The 16,897-nt window shown below is 63.1% G+C and carries 11 protein-coding genes and 2 rRNA genes (1 of these 13 only partly in view); 11 read left to right on the plus strand and 2 right to left on the minus strand.

What is annotated here, in order from left to right:
* The 3 genes from BJI69_RS10145 to BJI69_RS10155 all read left to right on the plus strand — a co-directional run.
* A 23S ribosomal RNA gene (locus BJI69_RS10145) occupies positions 1 to 2,485 on the plus strand (it extends 398 nt beyond the left edge of the window).
* Positions 2,486 to 2,604: 119 nt separating this feature from the next.
* Positions 2,605 to 2,719 (plus strand): 5S ribosomal RNA (gene rrf, locus BJI69_RS10150).
* 341 nt (positions 2,720 to 3,060) lie between these two features.
* Positions 3,061 to 3,828 carry a DeoR family transcriptional regulator gene (locus tag BJI69_RS10155; protein WP_046967874.1) on the plus strand — a complete coding sequence of 256 codons (768 nt, stop codon included), beginning with the start codon at positions 3,061 to 3,063 and terminating at the stop codon, positions 3,826 to 3,828.
* Positions 3,829 to 3,843: 15 nt separating this feature from the next.
* On the opposite strand, the gene BJI69_RS10160 is transcribed toward BJI69_RS10155, so the two are convergent.
* On the minus strand, positions 3,844 to 5,370 hold the full coding sequence (locus BJI69_RS10160; protein ID WP_046967875.1) for a glycosyltransferase family 39 protein: 1,527 nt from the start codon (positions 5,368 to 5,370) through the stop codon (positions 3,844 to 3,846).
* Positions 5,371 to 5,800: 430 nt separating this feature from the next.
* Here BJI69_RS10160 and glpD point away from each other — a divergent pair, with 430 nt between their 5' ends.
* The 3 genes from glpD to glpK are packed head-to-tail and all read left to right on the plus strand — an operon-like array spanning position 5,801 to position 9,722.
* A complete protein-coding gene (glpD, locus tag BJI69_RS10165; RefSeq protein WP_046967876.1) occupies positions 5,801 to 7,312 on the plus strand; it encodes a glycerol-3-phosphate dehydrogenase in 1,512 nt (503 codons plus the stop codon).
* 44 nt (positions 7,313 to 7,356) lie between these two features.
* Complete coding sequence (locus tag BJI69_RS10170; RefSeq protein WP_046967910.1) at positions 7,357 to 8,199, plus strand: MIP/aquaporin family protein; 843 nt, start codon at positions 7,357 to 7,359, stop codon at positions 8,197 to 8,199.
* 8 nt (positions 8,200 to 8,207) lie between these two features.
* Positions 8,208 to 9,722 carry a glycerol kinase GlpK gene (gene glpK / locus BJI69_RS10175; RefSeq protein ID WP_046967877.1) on the plus strand — a complete coding sequence of 505 codons (1,515 nt, stop codon included), beginning with the start codon at positions 8,208 to 8,210 and terminating at the stop codon, positions 9,720 to 9,722.
* Between the two features lie 208 nt (positions 9,723 to 9,930).
* Here the strand turns inward: glpK and BJI69_RS10180 are convergent, their stop codons facing one another.
* Positions 9,931 to 10,866, minus strand: a complete 936-nt coding sequence (locus BJI69_RS10180) for a carbohydrate kinase family protein (RefSeq protein WP_046967911.1) — start codon at positions 10,864 to 10,866, stop codon at positions 9,931 to 9,933.
* 272 nt (positions 10,867 to 11,138) lie between these two features.
* Here BJI69_RS10180 and BJI69_RS10185 point away from each other — a divergent pair, with 272 nt between their 5' ends.
* The 5 genes from BJI69_RS10185 to rodA are packed head-to-tail and all read left to right on the plus strand — an operon-like array spanning position 11,139 to position 16,873.
* Positions 11,139 to 12,185, plus strand: coding sequence for a rod shape-determining protein (locus BJI69_RS10185; RefSeq protein ID WP_036139600.1), 1,047 nt, complete (start codon positions 11,139 to 11,141; stop codon positions 12,183 to 12,185).
* Positions 12,186 to 12,226: 41 nt separating this feature from the next.
* Positions 12,227 to 13,255: a rod shape-determining protein MreC gene (mreC, locus tag BJI69_RS10190; protein ID WP_071924920.1), complete on the plus strand. Its 1,029-nt coding sequence runs from the start codon at positions 12,227 to 12,229 to the stop codon at positions 13,253 to 13,255.
* On the plus strand, positions 13,252 to 13,743 hold the full coding sequence (gene mreD / locus BJI69_RS10195) for a rod shape-determining protein MreD (RefSeq protein WP_046967878.1): 492 nt from the start codon (positions 13,252 to 13,254) through the stop codon (positions 13,741 to 13,743). Before mreC ends, mreD begins: the two co-directional genes overlap by 4 nt.
* Entirely contained in the window at positions 13,740 to 15,755 is a 2,016-nt protein-coding gene (gene mrdA, locus BJI69_RS10200) for a penicillin-binding protein 2 (RefSeq protein WP_046967879.1), read from the plus strand. Before mreD ends, mrdA begins: the two co-directional genes overlap by 4 nt.
* Before the next feature lie 2 nt (positions 15,756 to 15,757).
* Complete coding sequence (gene rodA, locus BJI69_RS10205) at positions 15,758 to 16,873, plus strand: rod shape-determining protein RodA (RefSeq protein ID WP_046967880.1); 1,116 nt, start codon at positions 15,758 to 15,760, stop codon at positions 16,871 to 16,873.
* Positions 16,874 to 16,897: the final 24 nt, after the last annotated feature.

The following is a 16,897-nucleotide window of genomic DNA, read 5'->3' on the forward strand; positions in this document are numbered from 1 at the left end:
CCATCCTCCAAGGCTAAATACTCCTGACTGACCGATAGCGAACTAGTACCGTGAGGGAAAGGCGAAAAGAACCCCGGAGAGGGGAGTGAAATAGACCCTGAAACCGTATACGTACAAGCAGTGGAAGCCCGCAAGGGTGACTGCGTACCTTTTGTATAATGGGTCAGCGACTTACTGTCAGTGGCAAGCTTAACCGTATAGGGGAGGCGAAGGGAAACCGAGTCTGAATAGGGCGAATAGTCTCTGGCAGTAGACCCGAAACCGAGTGATCTATCCTTGACCAGGTTGAAGGTGCGGTAACACGCACTGGAGGACCGAACCCACATCTGTTGCAATAGATGGGGATGAGTTGAGGATCGGAGTGAAAGGCTAAACAAACTCGGAGATAGCTGGTTCTCCTCGAAAGCTATTTAGGTAGCGCCTCGTGCGAACACTGTTGGGGGTAGAGCACTGTTATGGCTAGGGGGTCATTGAGACTTACCAAACCATGGCAAACTCCGAATACCAACACGTGATACACGGGAGACACACGGCGGGTGCTAACGTCCGTCGTGAAAAGGGAAACAACCCAGACCCGCAGCTAAGGTCCCAAAGTCATAGCTAAGTGGAAAACGATGTGGAAAGGCATAGACAGCCAGGAGGTTGGCTTAGAAGCAGCCACCCTTTAAAGAAAGCGTAATAGCTCACTGGTCGAGTCGGTCTGCGCGGAAGATTTAACGGGGCTAAGCTATGCACCGAAGCTCGGGGTGTACAGATTTTGATCTGTACGCGGTAGAGGAGCGTTCCGTAGGCCTGTGAAGGTGGATTGTAAAGTCTGCTGGAGGTATCGGAAGTGCGAATGCTGACATGAGTAACGATAAGGGGGGTGAAAAGCCTCCCCGCCGAAAGCCCAAGGTTTCCTCGCGCAACGTTCATCGGCGCAGGGTGAGTCGGCCCCTAAGGCGAGGCAGAAATGCGTAGTCGATGGGAAGCAGGTTAATATTCCTGCACTTTTCTACAGTGCGATGTGGGGACGGAGAAGGTTAGGTCTACCAGGCGTTGGTTGTCCTGGGGAAAGGCGGTAGGCATGATTCTTAGGCAAATCCGGGAATCTTTATGCCGAGCACCGAGACGAGTCCTTTGGGACGAAGTGACTGACACCACGCTTCCAGGAAAAGCCACTAAGCTTCAGCTGTAGAAAAACCGTACCGCAAACCGACACAGGTAGGCAGGGTGAGAATCCCAAGGCGCTTGAGAGAACTCGGGTGAAGGAACTAGGCAAAATGGCACCGTAACTTCGGGAGAAGGTGCGCCTCTTGGTGTGGTCACGTGCGTGACTGAGCATCGAGGGGTCGCAGTAACCTGGCCGCTGCGACTGTTTATCAAAAACACAGCACTCTGCAAACACGAAAGTGGACGTATAGGGTGTGACGCCTGCCCGGTGCTGGAAGGTTAATTGATGGGGTCAGCCGCAAGGCGAAGCTCTTGATCGAAGCCCCAGTAAACGGCGGCCGTAACTATAACGGTCCTAAGGTAGCGAAATTCCTTGTCGGGTAAGTTCCGACCTGCACGAATGGCGTAACGACAGCGGCGCTGTCTCCACCCGAGACTCAGTGAAATTGAAATCGCTGTGAAGATGCAGCGTTCCCGCGGCAAGACGGAAAGACCCCGTGAACCTTTACTATAGCTTTACACTGAACGTTGAGTTCTTCTGTGTAGGATAGGTGGGAGGCTATGAAACCAGGACGCTAGTTCTGGTGGAGCCATCCTTGAAATACCACCCTGAAGTGCTTGACGTTCTAACCTAGGTCCGTAATCCGGATCGGGGACCGTGTATGGTGGGTAGTTTGACTGGGGCGGTCTCCTCCCAAAGAGTAACGGAGGAGCACGAAGGTACGCTCAGCGCGGTCGGACATCGCGCACTGTGTGCAAAGGCATAAGCGTGCTTGACTGCGAGATCGACGGATCAAGCAGGTACGAAAGTAGGTCTTAGTGATCCGGTGGTTCTGTATGGAAGGGCCATCGCTCAACGGATAAAAGGTACTCCGGGGATAACAGGCTGATACCGCCCAAGAGTTCATATCGACGGCGGTGTTTGGCACCTCGATGTCGGCTCATCACATCCTGGGGCTGTAGCCGGTCCCAAGGGTATGGCTGTTCGCCATTTAAAGTGGTACGCGAGCTGGGTTCAGAACGTCGTGAGACAGTTCGGTCCCTATCTGTCGTGGGCGTTGGAGATTTGAGGGGGCTGCTCCTAGTACGAGAGGACCGGAGTGGACGTTCCGCTGGTGTTCGGGTTGTCATGCCCATGGCATTGCCCGGTAGCTACGAACGGAAGTGATAACCGCTGAAAGCATCTAAGCGGGAAGCACGCCCCAAGATGAGATCTCCCGAGAGCTTGACTCTCCTAAAGGCACCATCAAGACTAGGTGGTTGATAGGCACGGTGTGGAAGTGCAGCAATGCATTGAGCTTACGTGTACTAATGAGCCGTGAGGCTTGACCATATAACCCCAAGACGCTTCACCGTCTTAACTCTCTCTACTCGCTTCCGAATCCGGACGCTTGTCACTCGTTTACACCCTCTGTGGAGCCGGCGCTCAAAAAGCGCTGCTCCCACCCCTTCCCTGGCGGCCATAGCGGCGTGGTACCACCTGATCCCATCCCGAACTCAGAAGTGAAACGCGCATGCGCCGATGGTAGTGTGGCTCAAGCCATGCAAGAGTAGGTCACCGCCAGGGGCCTTATACCGGAACAACCCGTCTTCGAAAGAAGGCGGGTTTTTCTTTGTCTGCGCGCAGCGCAAGACCCGCAACAGGTCACCGCCAGGGGCCTTATACCGGAACAACCCGTCTTCGAAAGAAGGCGGGTTTTTCTTTGTCTGCTTTTTACCCGAAACCCCTGTGGGAGCCGATTTATCGGCGATCCCGCGGCAGCGGGCAAGCTCGCGATATCCGGGTTATCGCCGATGAATCGGCTCCCACAGGAGCAGGGCTGCAACCCAGGCTCAACGCAACCGCCGCATGACACTCTCGCTGCGACCCGGCATCATGTCGCTGTGTCACGGAGTAACGGGATAACGATGGATCCACGATTGAACCGCCGGCAGGAAGAACTCATCGCGATCGTGCAGCGCGAAGGTTTCGTTGGTGTGGACGAGTTGGCCAGTCATTTCGACGTCGCCCCGCAGACCATCCGCCGCGACCTCAACCTGCTCTCCGACAGCGGCCTTATTCGTCGCTACCACGGCGGGGTAAGTCCCTCGTCGAGTGTCGAGAACGTTGCCTACGCGGCGCGCCAGACGCTGCAGGCCGCGGAGAAGAACCGTATCGCGGCGTCGATCGCAAAACAGATCCCGGATGGCTCCTCGCTCTTCATCAACCTGGGCACCACCAACGAAGGCGTCGGCCGCGCCTTGCTCGATCATCGCGACCTGCGTGTCATCACCAACAATCTCAATATCGCGCTCCTGCTCAGCGACAACCCGACGTTCGAGGTGATCGTTGCCGGCGGCGTGGTGCGTGGTCGCGACCGCGGTGTCACGGGCGAGGCGACGATCGAGCTTATTCGCCAGTTCAAGGTCGACTACGGGATCATCGGTATCTCCGGCATCGAGCTGGATGGAACGCTGTTGGATTTCGACTTCCACGAAGTGCGCGTCGCTCAGGCGATCATCGAGCACTCGCGCCAGGTGTATCTGGGCGCGGACCATACGAAGATCGGGCGCAACGCGATGGTCCGACTCGGCGATTTCTCGCGGGTCGATGCCTGGTTTACCGACAAGACGCCGCCGGAGCCGCTGCTGCCGGTGCTCGAGGCGGCGGGGACTCAGCTGCACGTGGCGAGCTGAGGCCCCGCTCGCGCACTAACCGAATTCGGGCTCATGAGGCCAGAGCTCACTCCACGGCTTGCGCGCGGGCCCGCAAACGAAGATGTCCGGGTGATCACGGCTCTCTTCGTTGACGACGCCCCATGCATTGTCCGAGTGACCGGCGAGGCGGCAATCGACGAAGAGCTCATCCGCGCGCTCGCGTGAACTCCCCAGCACGATGACCGTCTGCGGCGGAGTCTGCGGATAGCCGCGCAGCCATCCGGAATTGACCGCGGTGATCGGTGCAGGCAGGCCGTAAGCCTTCCCGAGCAAAGCAATGGCGCCCTGTTCGCCGTAGTTGCCCACGACAATGCCCAGGTTGACCTGCCGCTCGGCGGGCAGGGCGTCCCTGATGTCTGCCACGCGCGCCACCATTTCGTTCCAGCCAACTTTCTCGCGCAGGTCGTAGTTCCGCTTCAGTGCAAAGTCGCGCAACGGGCCGTTGGTGGTGACCGGCATGATGATCATCGCTGCGTAGATGCCGATAGCCGCCACGCCGCTGAAGATCAGCACGGCTATCGTTGTCCGCCACGCCTGATGCAGGGTGCGCAGCCAGCGCTCGCCAAGCACGGAGCCCATTGCCAGCAGCATCGGGTAAGCGGCGCTGACGTAGTAGAAGCGGCCTCTTAGAAGCATGAACAGCAGCAACGGGGTGACGTACATCCAGGCCAGCATGCGGTAGCGGGGCGTGCGGAAGTATCCCCACAAGCCCGCGATCCAGACCGGCGCGGCAAACAGGTTGGCATTGATCAGAAACTGGTCTCGCAGAAAACCTTCCGCGCGACCTTCGTTGACGTCGCGGGCGTGGATGCTCTCCAGGAAGCGGTAGGAAATGAAGTCGTGCCGGGCGAGCCAGATGAGGTTGGGAGCAAACACGAGGAGCGCCACACCCACGCCCACCCAGAGCCATCGCCCAGCGAGGTATCGCCGCGCATCGGTCAGCAGTAGCCCGATGACGACGCCTGTCAGCTCGAATGCTATCGAGTACTTGGTCTGCAACCCCAGGCCGGCGAACAGGCCGATCGCCACCCACCAGCGAGGATTGTCGTCGCGGAGCAGCCGAATGACACTCCACGCGATCAACACCCACCAGAGCATGTCGAACGACGAGTACTGGAACATGGTGGCATTGCTCATGGGCGCAGGCGACAGCCCGACGGCGATCGTCGCAAAGGCCTGGGCCTGGCGGCTGCCACCCAGGTCACGCGCCATGAGTCCGCTGATCAGGATCACCGCGCTCTGCGCCACGACCGAGAACAAGCGCAGCCCCATCAACGAGAGCCCAAACGTTTTCAGTCCCAGAAGCACGAGCGCCGACGTGAGCGGTGGGTAAGGTACGAAGCCCCAATCCAGATGCTGGGCGTCGCTCAGGAACTGGAGCTCATCGCGATGAAAGCCGTATTGCCCATTGGTCAGCACGTGCGCCAGGCCAAAAAGCCCGGCGATGACGAGCAGCGGCACGATGCCGCCTTGTGGACGAGGAGCGGTCGTTGCCGGCTTGGGCAGGTCGCGGTTGGACACGTTGGCGTTCCCAGGAGTCGTTGACTAACGATCCTTGCTGGTCCCCGCCTTCGGGGCCAGATGAAGGGGGCCAACCGACGTCTTTCGGGGACGAAGTGTGGGCTGGCAGGGACAGGTGTCGGGAGCGTTCGGTGAGCCCCTTGTGCGAATAGTCAGTAGATCCAGTGGATTAACTGGTCGCTCGACGGCGCGGCGCCCATACTCACCCTGCTCGGCGCTCGCTGTTTCAAACAAATGTCGCGTTGCAGTGCAGCGTGCCATGTTCGTTTATGTTCGAATATGCTCACTATTAACGCAGGCCCCGCTTGCTGACCGTGTGAAATGTTCGTTTTTCGTGCCCTTCGGGCGCTACGTAAAGAAAAACGAACATAGCCGAACAAGGCGATTCCCCTCTCAGTAAAGCGGTGCCTCCAGCCAAGCGGAGTGCGCGATGGTCGAGCAGGTCGATGTTCTGGTGGTCGGTGGTGGCGTCAATGGCGTCGGAATCGCGCGTGATGCGGTAGGGCGCGGACTGTCGGTGTGGCTGTGCGAGCGTGACGACCTGGCTTCGCATACCTCGAGCGCGGCGACCAAGCTGATCCACGGCGGGCTGCGCTATCTGGAGCAGTTCGAGTTCGCCCTTGTCGGCAAGGCGTTGGCCGAGCGCGAGGTCCTGCTCAGGGCCGCACCGCACATCATCTGGCCGCTGCGCTTCATTCTTCCGCACCAGCCGCACCTGCGCCCGGCGTGGATGATCCGCATCGGGCTCTTTCTTTATGACCATCTGGGTCGCGGCCGGCGGACGCTGCCCGGGTCGCGCCGCGTGCGTTTTGCCAAGCACGTTACCGGCGAGCCGCTGCGCAGCGAATTCCACCAGGGCTTCGTCTACTCCGATGCCTGGGTGCAGGATGCCCGCCTGGTCGTGCTCAACGCGATGGATGCCGTGCACCGTGGCGCGAAGATCGAGACGCACACCAAGTGCATCAGCGCGCGGCGTGATGCGGATGGCTGGACGGCCGAGCTCGAGGCACGCGACGGCAGCCGTCACTTCGTCAAGGCGCGCGCGCTGGTCAATGCCGCCGGCCCCTGGGCGGCGAGCTTCCTCGACGACGTGGTCCACCTGAAGCATTCGCACACGCTGCGCCTGATCAAGGGCAGCCACATCGTGGTGCCGAAGATCTTCGATCATCGTTACGCGTACATCTTCCAGCAGCCGGATCGCCGCATCGTCTTCGCCATTCCGTATGAGCGCGACTTCACGCTGATCGGTACGACGGACATCGAATACAAAGCGGATCCCTCGCACCCGGTGATCGAAGCGGAGGAGACCCAGTACCTGTGCGAGGCGGTGAACCGCTACTTCAAGAAGCAGCTCACGCCCGCCGATGTCGTGTGGAGCTATAGCGGCGTGCGTCCGCTGCTGCAGGACGAATCCGGCAGCGCCTCGGAAGTCACGCGCGATTACCTGCTCGATATCGATACGGATGGTGCGCCCCTGCTCAACGTGTTCGGCGGCAAGCTAACCACCTTCCGCAAGCTCTCCGAAGAGGCCGTCGACAAGCTCGCGCCGCTGCTGGGCAACGACAAACCCGCGTGGACAGCCGACGCACGTCCGCTGCCCGGTGGTGGTGAGCGCGATATCGACGCGCTCACCGACGACATCCGCTCTTCGCGTCCGTGGCTGCCGGAGACCTTTGCCTGGCGGCTCACGCACATGTACGGCACGCGCGCCCGCGACCTGCTGGGCGAGGCCAATGGCCTTGCCGCGCTGGGCGAGCATTTCGGCTCGGATCTGTACCAGGCGGAGGTGGATTACCTGGTCCGCCACGAATGGGCGACCGAAGCCGAGGACATCCTGTGGCGCCGGAGCAAGATCGGGCTGCGTGTCGGCCCCGACGATGTGCGTCGCCTCACCGAGTACCTGAACCGGCGTGTCCCCCAGGGGGCTGCCACCCACCCGTAGCGCCTGCCGGCGCTTCCCAGCCATGAAACCCGATGGAGAGACGGATCATGCGACAACAGATAGGCGAGCTGATTTCCGAAGCCCTCGCGATGTTCATCATCATTGCGTTCGGCGATTCCGTAGCGTGCATGTACGTGCTCTACGACCCTAGTCCCTACCTCAATGCGTATTGGGGCGTCTGTATCGCGTGGGGCCTCGCGGTCACCATTGCGATCTACGCGACCGCCTCGGTGTCGGGTACGCATGCGAACCCGGCGGTGACCCTGGCCCTGGCGATCTTCCGCGATTTCTCGTGGAAGAAAGTGGTCCCGTACTGGATCGCCCAGGTCATTGGCGCCTTCCTGGGCGCGGCCATCGTCTACGTCCTGTTCGGACCGGTCATCGACCATTTCAACGAAACGCACAACCTGACCCGCGAAGCCGGCGGTGCGGCCGGCGTGTTCTTCACGCATCCGGGGCTGGCCATCACGCCGATGCACGCCTTGCTCGACCAGGTCATCCTGACCGCCTTCCTGCTGTTCGGCATCTTCGCCATCACCGAGCAGTACAACGAGACCGCCCCGGGCGCCAACAGCGGCGCGCTGATCATCGGCCTGCTGGTGGCCACCATCGGTGCCTCGATGGGTTACCTCGAAGCATGGGCGATCAACCCGGCGCGCGACTTCGGTCCCCGTCTGTTCGCGTTCTTCGCCGGCTGGGGCTCGTCCGCCCTGCCATCACCCGACAACTACTGGTGGGTGCCGATCGTCGGCCCGCTGATCGGTGGTGTCGTCGGCGGCGGCGCTTACCAGCTGCTCGTGCATCCCTTCCTGCCGGCACGCCAGCGTGCGCTTGAAGAAGCGCGCCAGGCGGCCGGTCGCAACTCTTCCAACCAGACGACTCGGTGAGGCCAGCAATGGAAACGTCCAAGGACAAGCGCTACATCCTGGCGATCGACCAGGGAACCACCAGCTCGCGCGCCATGCTCTTCGACCATGACGGCAACATCGCCGGCACGGCCCAGCGCGAGTTTCCGCAGATCTTCCCGCAGCCGGGCTGGGTCGAACACAACCCGCGCGAGATCATGACCAGCGTCCTGTCGACGATGACCGAGGTCATCAGCAGCTCGGGCATCGACGCCAGCGCCATCGAAGGTATCGGCATCACGAACCAGCGCGAAACCGCGGTGGTCTGGGAGAAGAGCACCGGCCAGCCGATCTACAACGCCATCGTGTGGCAGTCGCGGCAGACGGCCGACATCTGCGACAAGCTCAAGGCCGATGGCTTCGACCCGATGGTCCGCGAGAAGACCGGCCTGCTGATCGACGCGTACTTTGCCGGCACCAAGGTGCGCTGGATCCTCGATCACGTCGAAGGCGCGCAGGAGCGGGCAGAGAAGGGCGAACTGCTCTTCGGCACGATCGACACCTGGGTCATCTGGAACCTCACCGGCGGCAAGGTGCACGTTACCGATTACACCAACGCCTCGCGCACGCTGATGTACGACATCTTCAAGCGCGAATGGGACGACGAGCTGCTCAAGATGCTCAACGTGCCGCGTGCGATGCTGCCCGAAGTGAAGTCGTCTAGCGAGGTCTACGGCAATACGCTGGCGAAGCATTTCTTCGGCCGCGAAGTGCCGATCGCCGGTATCGCGGGCGACCAGCAGGCGGCGTTGTTCGGACAGGCCTGCTTCGAGCCGGGCCTGGCGAAGAACACCTACGGCACCGGCTGCTTCATGCTGATGAACACCGGCGAGAAGGCCGTGCGTTCGAAGAACGGCCTGCTCACCACGATCGCGTGGGGTCTCAACGGCAAGGTCGAGTACGCGCTGGAAGGCAGCATCTTCGTCGCTGGTTCGGTCATTCAGTGGTTGCGCGATGGCTTGCGCATGCTGGGCAAGGCGTCGGACTCGCAGTCGTATGCGGAGCGCGCGAAGGACAACGACGGTGTCTATTTCGTGCCGGCCTTCGTCGGGCTCGGTGCACCGTACTGGCGAAGCGATGTGCGTGGTGCCGTGTTCGGTCTGTCACGCGGCACGACGAAGGAGCAGTTCATTCGCGCCGCGCTCGAGTCGATGGCCTACCAGACGCGTGACGTGCTGGAAGCGATGCAGATCGACTCCGGCATCCAGCTGAAGGAACTGCGTGCCGATGGTGGTGCGATCGCCAACGACTTCATGGCGCAGTTCCAGGCGGACATCCTCGGCGTGAACCTGCTGCGTCCGAAAATCCAGGAAACCACGGCACAGGGTGCGGCGTACCTCGCCGGTCTTGCGGTCGGATTCTGGAAGGACCAGAGCGATATCACCAAGCGCTGGGCAGTCGATCGCGACTTCAAGCCGTCGATGACGAAGGAAACGCGCGACGACCTGTACGAAGGTTGGCAGCAGGCGGTCAACGCGACGATGGGTTTCAAACCGCGTAAGTGATGGTGCGGTGTGTGCACTTTGTGGGAGCCGATTCATCGGCGATTGGGTGCTCGTGGCGAGATTGCCCGCTACCGCGGGATCGCCGCTGAAGCGGCTCCCACACAGAGCGCAAAGGCTCTTACACAGGGCACAAAAAAAGGGCGGCGCATTCACTGCGTCGCCCCTTTTTTTAGGCCTTTCGCCGATGAATCGGCTCCTACCGAAGCGATCAGGGCAGGTCGTAACCGAACTGGTCCTTGAACTCCGTGGCGAACTGCTCGTACGTGAAGTACTGGTTCTGCGTGCCCGGATGTTCGACCTTCAGCGCGCCCATGAGCGAGGCCATGTTGCCGATGGTCTTCCAGTCGTAGTTCTTCATGATGCCGAAGATGAGGCCGGCGCGGTACGCGTCGCCGCAGCCGGTCGGATCGACAACCTTGCGCTCGCGTGCCGGCTGCACCGTGATGATCTCGCCGCCAACGTGGATCAGCGAGCCGCGCGGACCCTGCGTGATGATGTAGGCGGTGACCTTGGATGCGATCTCGTCCGCGCTCCAGCCCGTGCGCTGCTGCAGCAGCTGCGACTCGTAGTCGTTGACGATGACGTACGTGGACTTCTCGATCATCGAGCGGAACTCGTCGCCGTTGAACAGCGGCATCGCCTGGCCCGGATCGAAGATGAAAGGCACGCCGCGCGCGGCGAACTCTTCCACGTGCTGCAACATCGCTTCGCGACCATCCGGTGCGACGATGCCGAACGAGTAGTCCGGGATGTCACGCACGTGGTTCTCGTGCGCGCTGGACATCGCACCCGGATGGAAGGCGGTGATCTGGTTGTTGTCCAGGTCGGTGGTGATGAAGCACTGCGGGGTGAACTGGTCGTCGAACTGGCGCACGCCGTCCAGACGGATGTCGAACTTTTCCAGGTGCGCGCGGTACGGCGCAAAGTCCTGGCCGACGGTGGCGACCGGCATCGGCGAACCGCCGAGCAGCTTCAGGTTGTAGGCGATGTTGCCGGCGCAGCCGCCGAATTCGCGACGCATGGCAGGCACCAGGAACGACACATTCAGGATATGGACCTGGTCCGGAATGATGTGGTTCTTGAACTGGTCCTGGAACACCATGATGGTGTCGTAGGCGAGCGATCCGCAGATAACGGCAGTCATGGCGTAGGTGACCCTGGAAGAATGAATGGCGCGACCGTCGATCCGGCCGCAGCGGGTGCCGAACGCGACGGGTCCGGCAAACCGACGGATCGTACCCAAAATCGCGCGCCGAGGCGACTCCCGGAGTCGTACAGAATTACGTAATCGCGAGAGAATCCCCACGCATCACCCGGACTTACAAGGCTTTCTTAACTTCTTCGCCCTTGCGTGGGGGAGTAGGCCAATCTAGACTCGCACGCTAACTTTTTCTTGCTACTGGCGTCCGCCGCATCATGTTTAAGAAGTTCCGCGGTCTCTTTTCGAACGACATTTCCATCGATCTCGGCACGGCCAACACGCTCATTTATGTGCGCGGCCAGGGAATCGTCCTCAACGAACCGTCGGTCGTCGCGATCCGCCAGGATCGGGGCCCGGGCGGTCCGCGAACCGTTGCCGCCGTCGGTGGCGACGCCAAGCGCATGCTCGGCCGTACGCCGGGCAATATCGCCACGGTCCGTCCGATGAAGGACGGCGTCATCGCCGACTTCACCATGACCGAAGCGATGCTCCAGCATTTCATCAAGCAGGTGCACCGTTCGCGCATGCTCCGTCCGAGCCCGCGCGTGCTGGTCTGCGTGCCCTGCGGCTCGACCCAGGTGGAGCGCCGCGCGATCAAGGAATCGGCCGAGGGTGCAGGCGCCCGCGACGTCTTCCTGATCGAGGAACCCATGGCAGCGGCCATCGGCGCCGGTATTCCGGTGCATGAGGCCCGCGGCTCGATGGTCCTGGATATCGGTGGCGGTACCTCCGAAGTCGCGGTCATCTCGCTGAACGGCATCGTCTACTCGCAGTCGGTCCGCGTCGGTGGCGATCGCTTCGACGAAGCCATCATCAACTACGTGCGCCGCAACCACGGCACCCTGATCGGCGAGTCCACCGCCGAGCGGATCAAGCTCGAAGTCGGCTGTGCCTTCCCGCAGAGCGAAGTCCGCGAGATGGAAATCTCCGGCCGTAACCTCGCCGAGGGCGTGCCGCGCATGTTCACGATCAACTCCAACGAAGTGCTGGAAGCCCTCCACGAGCCGCTCTCGGGCATCGTGGCAGCGGTCAAGGCCGCGCTGGAGCAGACCCCGCCGGAGCTCTGCTCCGACGTGGCCGAGCGCGGCATCGTACTCACCGGTGGCGGCGCGTTGCTGCGCGATCTGGATCGTCTCATCTCCGAGGAAACCGGCCTGCACGTGCAGGTGGCCGATGACCCGCTCACCTGCGTCGCCCGTGGCGGCGGCAAGGCGCTGGAGATGATCGACCAGCACGGCAGCGACTTCTTCGCGTTCGAATGATGGCCGCGCGCGACGGCGCGCTGGCCGGAACGCGCTGAGCCATGGCCCTCAATCGCGACGATCAGTCGCCGCTGTTCGCGCCCGGTGTGGCGGGGACCCTGCGGTTGATCGTCTATCTCGCGCTCGCCTGTGTGCTCATGGTGCTCGATCACCGCGGCGGCTGGCTCGGTAACGTCCGTTACGGGCTGTCCATCGTGGTCGAACCGATCTACCGGATCGCCGGTCTGCCGTCGCAAGGTTTCCAGGCGGCGACGGTGGCGTTCGCCGATCGCCAGCGCCTGACCGAGGCCAACCAGCGCCTGCGGGAAGACCTGCTCCTGGCCAATGCCAAGCTCAACCGCATGGCCTCGGTGGCCGAGCAGAACCAGCGGCTCAAGGAACTGCTGGACACCCAGCACAGCCTCTCGCTCAACGTGCAGCTCGCGCGCCTCATCGGCGTGGATCTGGGTACCTTCCGTCACCGGATCGTGCTCAACGTCGGTGCGCGCGACAAGGTGCAGGCCGGCCAGGTGGTGATCGATGCACGCGGCGTGATGGGCCAGATCGTCGAAGTGATGCCGACCACCTCGGTCGCCATGCTGATCACCGATCCGAACCACGCGATCCCCGTCACCATCGAGCGCACCGGCCTGCGCACGGTGGCTTATGGCTCGCGCGGGGGCGACATGCTCGTGCTGCCCAATATTCCCGTCTCCGCCGATGTGCAGTCCGGCGACAAGCTGGTCACCTCCGGCCTGGGCGGGCGCTTCCCGCCGGGCTTCCCGGTGGGTGAGATTCGCGACGTGGCGCAGACGGCCTCGGGGACGTTCCTGTCCGCGCAGGCGAAACCGGCCGCCGATCTGGATCGCAGCGAGGATGTGCTCCTGCTGCACGATCTGGCCGAGCAGGACGGTCCGCCGCCGCTCGCGCCGAACGCCGGTCCGCCAGCCGGCCTCGCGCCGGATCCGAATGCGCCGCCGACCGTACCCGTCGCGCCGACCCTGCCCAAGGTGACCTCACCGACGGCGACGCCGGTGCCCGCACGCGCCAGCTCGTCCACGGGCAATACATCGACGGGGACGACGCCATGAACAAGGTTCGTGTCCGCCAGCTGTGGTTCGCGGCGACGCTGTTGCTGTCGCTGTTCCTCATGCTGATTCCGCTGCCGGGGCCGCTGACGCCGTTCAAGCCCTACTGGCCGGCGCTGATCCTGCTCTACTGGTGCCTGCAGTCGGGCGACCGCGTCACGCTCGGCCTCGCCTTCTGCCTGGGCGTCGGTGCCGATCTCTTCGACGGCGTGCTGCTTGGCGAACAGGCGCTGCGCCTTACGGCGATGGTCTTCATCGCGCTGCGCTTCCGCTCGCGGCTGCGCTTCTTCCCCATGTGGCAACAGTCGCTGGCCGTGCTCGGTCTGCTGCTGAATGACCGCGTGCTCCTGCTGCTCATCCGCGTGTTCGCCGGCGATCCGCTGCCGCCACCCGAATACTGGATCTCGCCGCTGGTGGGCGCGGCGCTGTGGCCGTTCGTCTTCCTGATCCTCGACGACCTCCGCGCACGCCTGCGCATCCACGACACATGAGCCGGCGGCGCGCCTCGATCAAGGAGGTCCGCGGCGAAGTGGCGCTGTTCCGTCGGCGCGCCCTGGCCGGATTCTTCCTGCTCCTGCTCGGCCTGATCGCTGTATGCAGTCGCTATGTCTACCTGCAGGTGTTCCATCACGACGAGTTCGTGACGCGCTCCGAGCAGAACCGGGTGAAACCGCGGTCGATCCCGCCGGCGCGCGGGCTCATCTATGACCGCAACGGCGTGCTGCTCGCCGACAACGTCCCCGCGTTTCGCCTCGAGGTGACGCCCGAGCAGGTCGCCAATATGGACGACATGCTGCAGCGGCTCAGCGCGGTCGTGCCGATCAGCGACGACGACATCGTCACGTTCAAGAAGCAGGTGAAGCTCGGCCGGCGCTTCGAAGGCATCCCGCTCAAGCTCAAGCTCACCGAGGACGAGATCGGCCGCTTCGCCGTGAATCGCTGGCGATTCCCGGGTGTGGACGTGGTGCCGTATCTCACGCGGCGTTATCCGCTGGGTGGTGCGCTGGCTCATGTCATCGGCTATGTGAGCCGTATCGACGTGGACGATCTGGATCGCATGGACGATGACGAGGAGGCTAGCTACAAGGGCACCACGCACATCGGTCGCATCGGCATCGAGCGCTCGTACGAGAAACTGCTGCACGGCGAGCCGGGCTACGAGCTGGTCGAAGTCAACGCCGATGGACGCACCCAGGCGGTGCTCGACACCACGCCGCCGACACCGGGCAAGAATATTTACCTGAGCATCGACGTGCGGCTGCAGAAGGCGGCACTGGATGCGATGGCGGGGCGTTCGGGGGCGGCTATCGCCATCGACCCGCGCAACGGCCAGGTGCTTGCCTTCGCCAGCGTTCCCGACTTCGACCCCAATCTTTTCGTCAACGGGATCAGTTCGGTCGACTACAAGAACCTGATGACGGCGCCGGACAAACCGCTCTACAACCGCGCGTTGCGCGGCGTGTATCCGCCGGGCTCCACGGTGAAGCCATTCCTCGCGCTGGGTGGGCTCACCATGGGCATTCGCCGGCCGACGGATACGGTGCTCTCCACCGGCGAGTTCTGCATCCCGGGGCAGAGTCGCTGTTACCGCGACGACAAGCGCGGCGGCGACGGCACGGTGAACATGGTCCGTGCGATCGAACTGTCCACCAACACGTATTTCTACCGCCTCGCCCTGGACATGGGCATCGACCGCCTCGCGTCGTGGATGGGCGGCCTGGGCTTCGGCAAGAAGACCGGCATCGACCTTACCGGCGAAGTCGAGGGTGTGCTGCCCTCGCGTGAATGGAAAGCGACACGCAGCAAGGCGGGCTGGTATCCGGGCGAGACGATCATCTCCGGTATCGGCCAGGGCTACTGGGCGGTGACGCCGATCCAGCTGGCGCATGCCGTTGCTACTTTTGCCGGTCGCGGCATACCGTATGCGCCGCACCTGCTGATGGATACGCAGGATGGCGTGGACAGTGCGCGCGTGCGGCAATCGTTCCCACCCACCGGCCCGTCGGTGATCCGCAAGGCGGCGGATTGGGACACGGTGAACGAGGGCATGATCGCGGTGATCAACTCGGGCGCGGGTACCGGCAAGAAGCTGGGCATCGGCTTCCCGTTCGTCATCGCCGGCAAGAGCGGCACGGCCGAGCGCTTCTCGCGCAAATCCGATGCCTACGACACCAACAAGAACACCGCCTATCTGGCGACCCGCCATCGCGCGCTGTTCATCGCCTACACCCCGGCCGAGGATCCGAAGATCGCCGTGGCCGTGGTGCTCGAAGCCGGTGCGTGGGGCGCGGCGGATTCCGGTCCGATCGCCCGAAAGATCCTCGATCAGTGGGTCGTCGACGAAGGCGGTGCGCGCCCGACCGCGCTGCCGCCGGGCCCGATCACCTTGTCCGATGCACCGGCCGAGGCCGCGCCGGTCAGCGCGAGTTCCGTGCAGGGCGCACAGCCGGCCGCGCCGACGAGCAGCGAGTTGCCGCCCGACGATAACGGCGAGGACCAGTAACCATGTTCGCCAACCTCACCGTCCGCCTCAAACGCTTCGGCCTGCGCCTGCTCACGCGGCCGCGCCTCGATCTGCCCCTGCTGCTGGCGCTGTTCCTGCTTGCCTGCGCGGGCCTTGCGACGCTTTACAGCGCTGGCAACGCCAACCTCTCCCTGGTCGGCGGGCAGGCGGCGCGCTTCGTGCTCGGCGCCGTGTTGCTGGTGGTGATCTCGCGTATCCCGCCACCCGTGCTGCGCTCGTGGACGCCGTGGCTCTACATGGGCAGCACGGCGTTGCTCGTCGTCGTCGCGGCGCTGGGCGAGGGCCGTGGCGCCTATCGCTGGCTGGATCTGGGCTTCATGCGCTTCCAGCCCTCCGAGCTGCTCAAGCTCACCATGCCGATGATGGTTGCCTGGTACCTGCATCCGCGGCAGCTGCCGCCGGGCTGGAAGGACATCATCGTGGTCGGCCTGATGATCGCGGTGCCCGCCGGACTGATCGCCGAGCAGCCCGACCTCGGCACCGCCTTGCTGGTCGCGGGGGCAGGCGCCTTCGCGCTGTTCCTCTCCGGCATGGCCTGGTGGCGTATCGGCCTGCTCGTCGGCGGCGCGGGCGCGGCGATTCCGGTCGCCTGGCAGTTCCTCCACGAATACCAGCGCAACCGCGTGCGCACGTTGCTCGACCCCGAATCGGATCCCTTGGGCAACGGCTGGCACATCATCCAGTCGAAGATCGCGGTGGGCTCCGGTGGCGTGTTCGGCAAGGGCTGGCAGCACGGCACGCAGTCGCGGCTGGAATTCCTGCCCGAGCACACCACCGACTTCATCTTCGCCGTGTTCTCGGAAGAGTTCGGCCTGGTCGGTGTCATCGCGATCATGCTGCTCTACGCCTTCATCATCGGCCGTTGCCTGTGGATCGCGATGAACGCGCGCGACACCTACTCGCGCCTGCTCGCCGGCGCCATCGGCATGAGCTTCTTCGTCTACGTGGCGGTGAACGGCGGCATGGTCGCGGGCATCCTGCCGGTGGTGGGCGTGCCGATGCCGCTGATCAGTTACGGCGGCACGTCCGCGGTGTCGCTGCTCACGGGCTTCGGCGTGCTCATGTCGATCCACGCCAATCGCAAGCTCCACGATTGATGCCTGAACGCTTCCCGACGCGCG

Source organism: Luteibacter rhizovicinus DSM 16549, assembly GCF_001887595.1.
Taxonomy (GTDB): Bacteria; Pseudomonadota; Gammaproteobacteria; order Xanthomonadales; family Rhodanobacteraceae; genus Luteibacter; species Luteibacter rhizovicinus.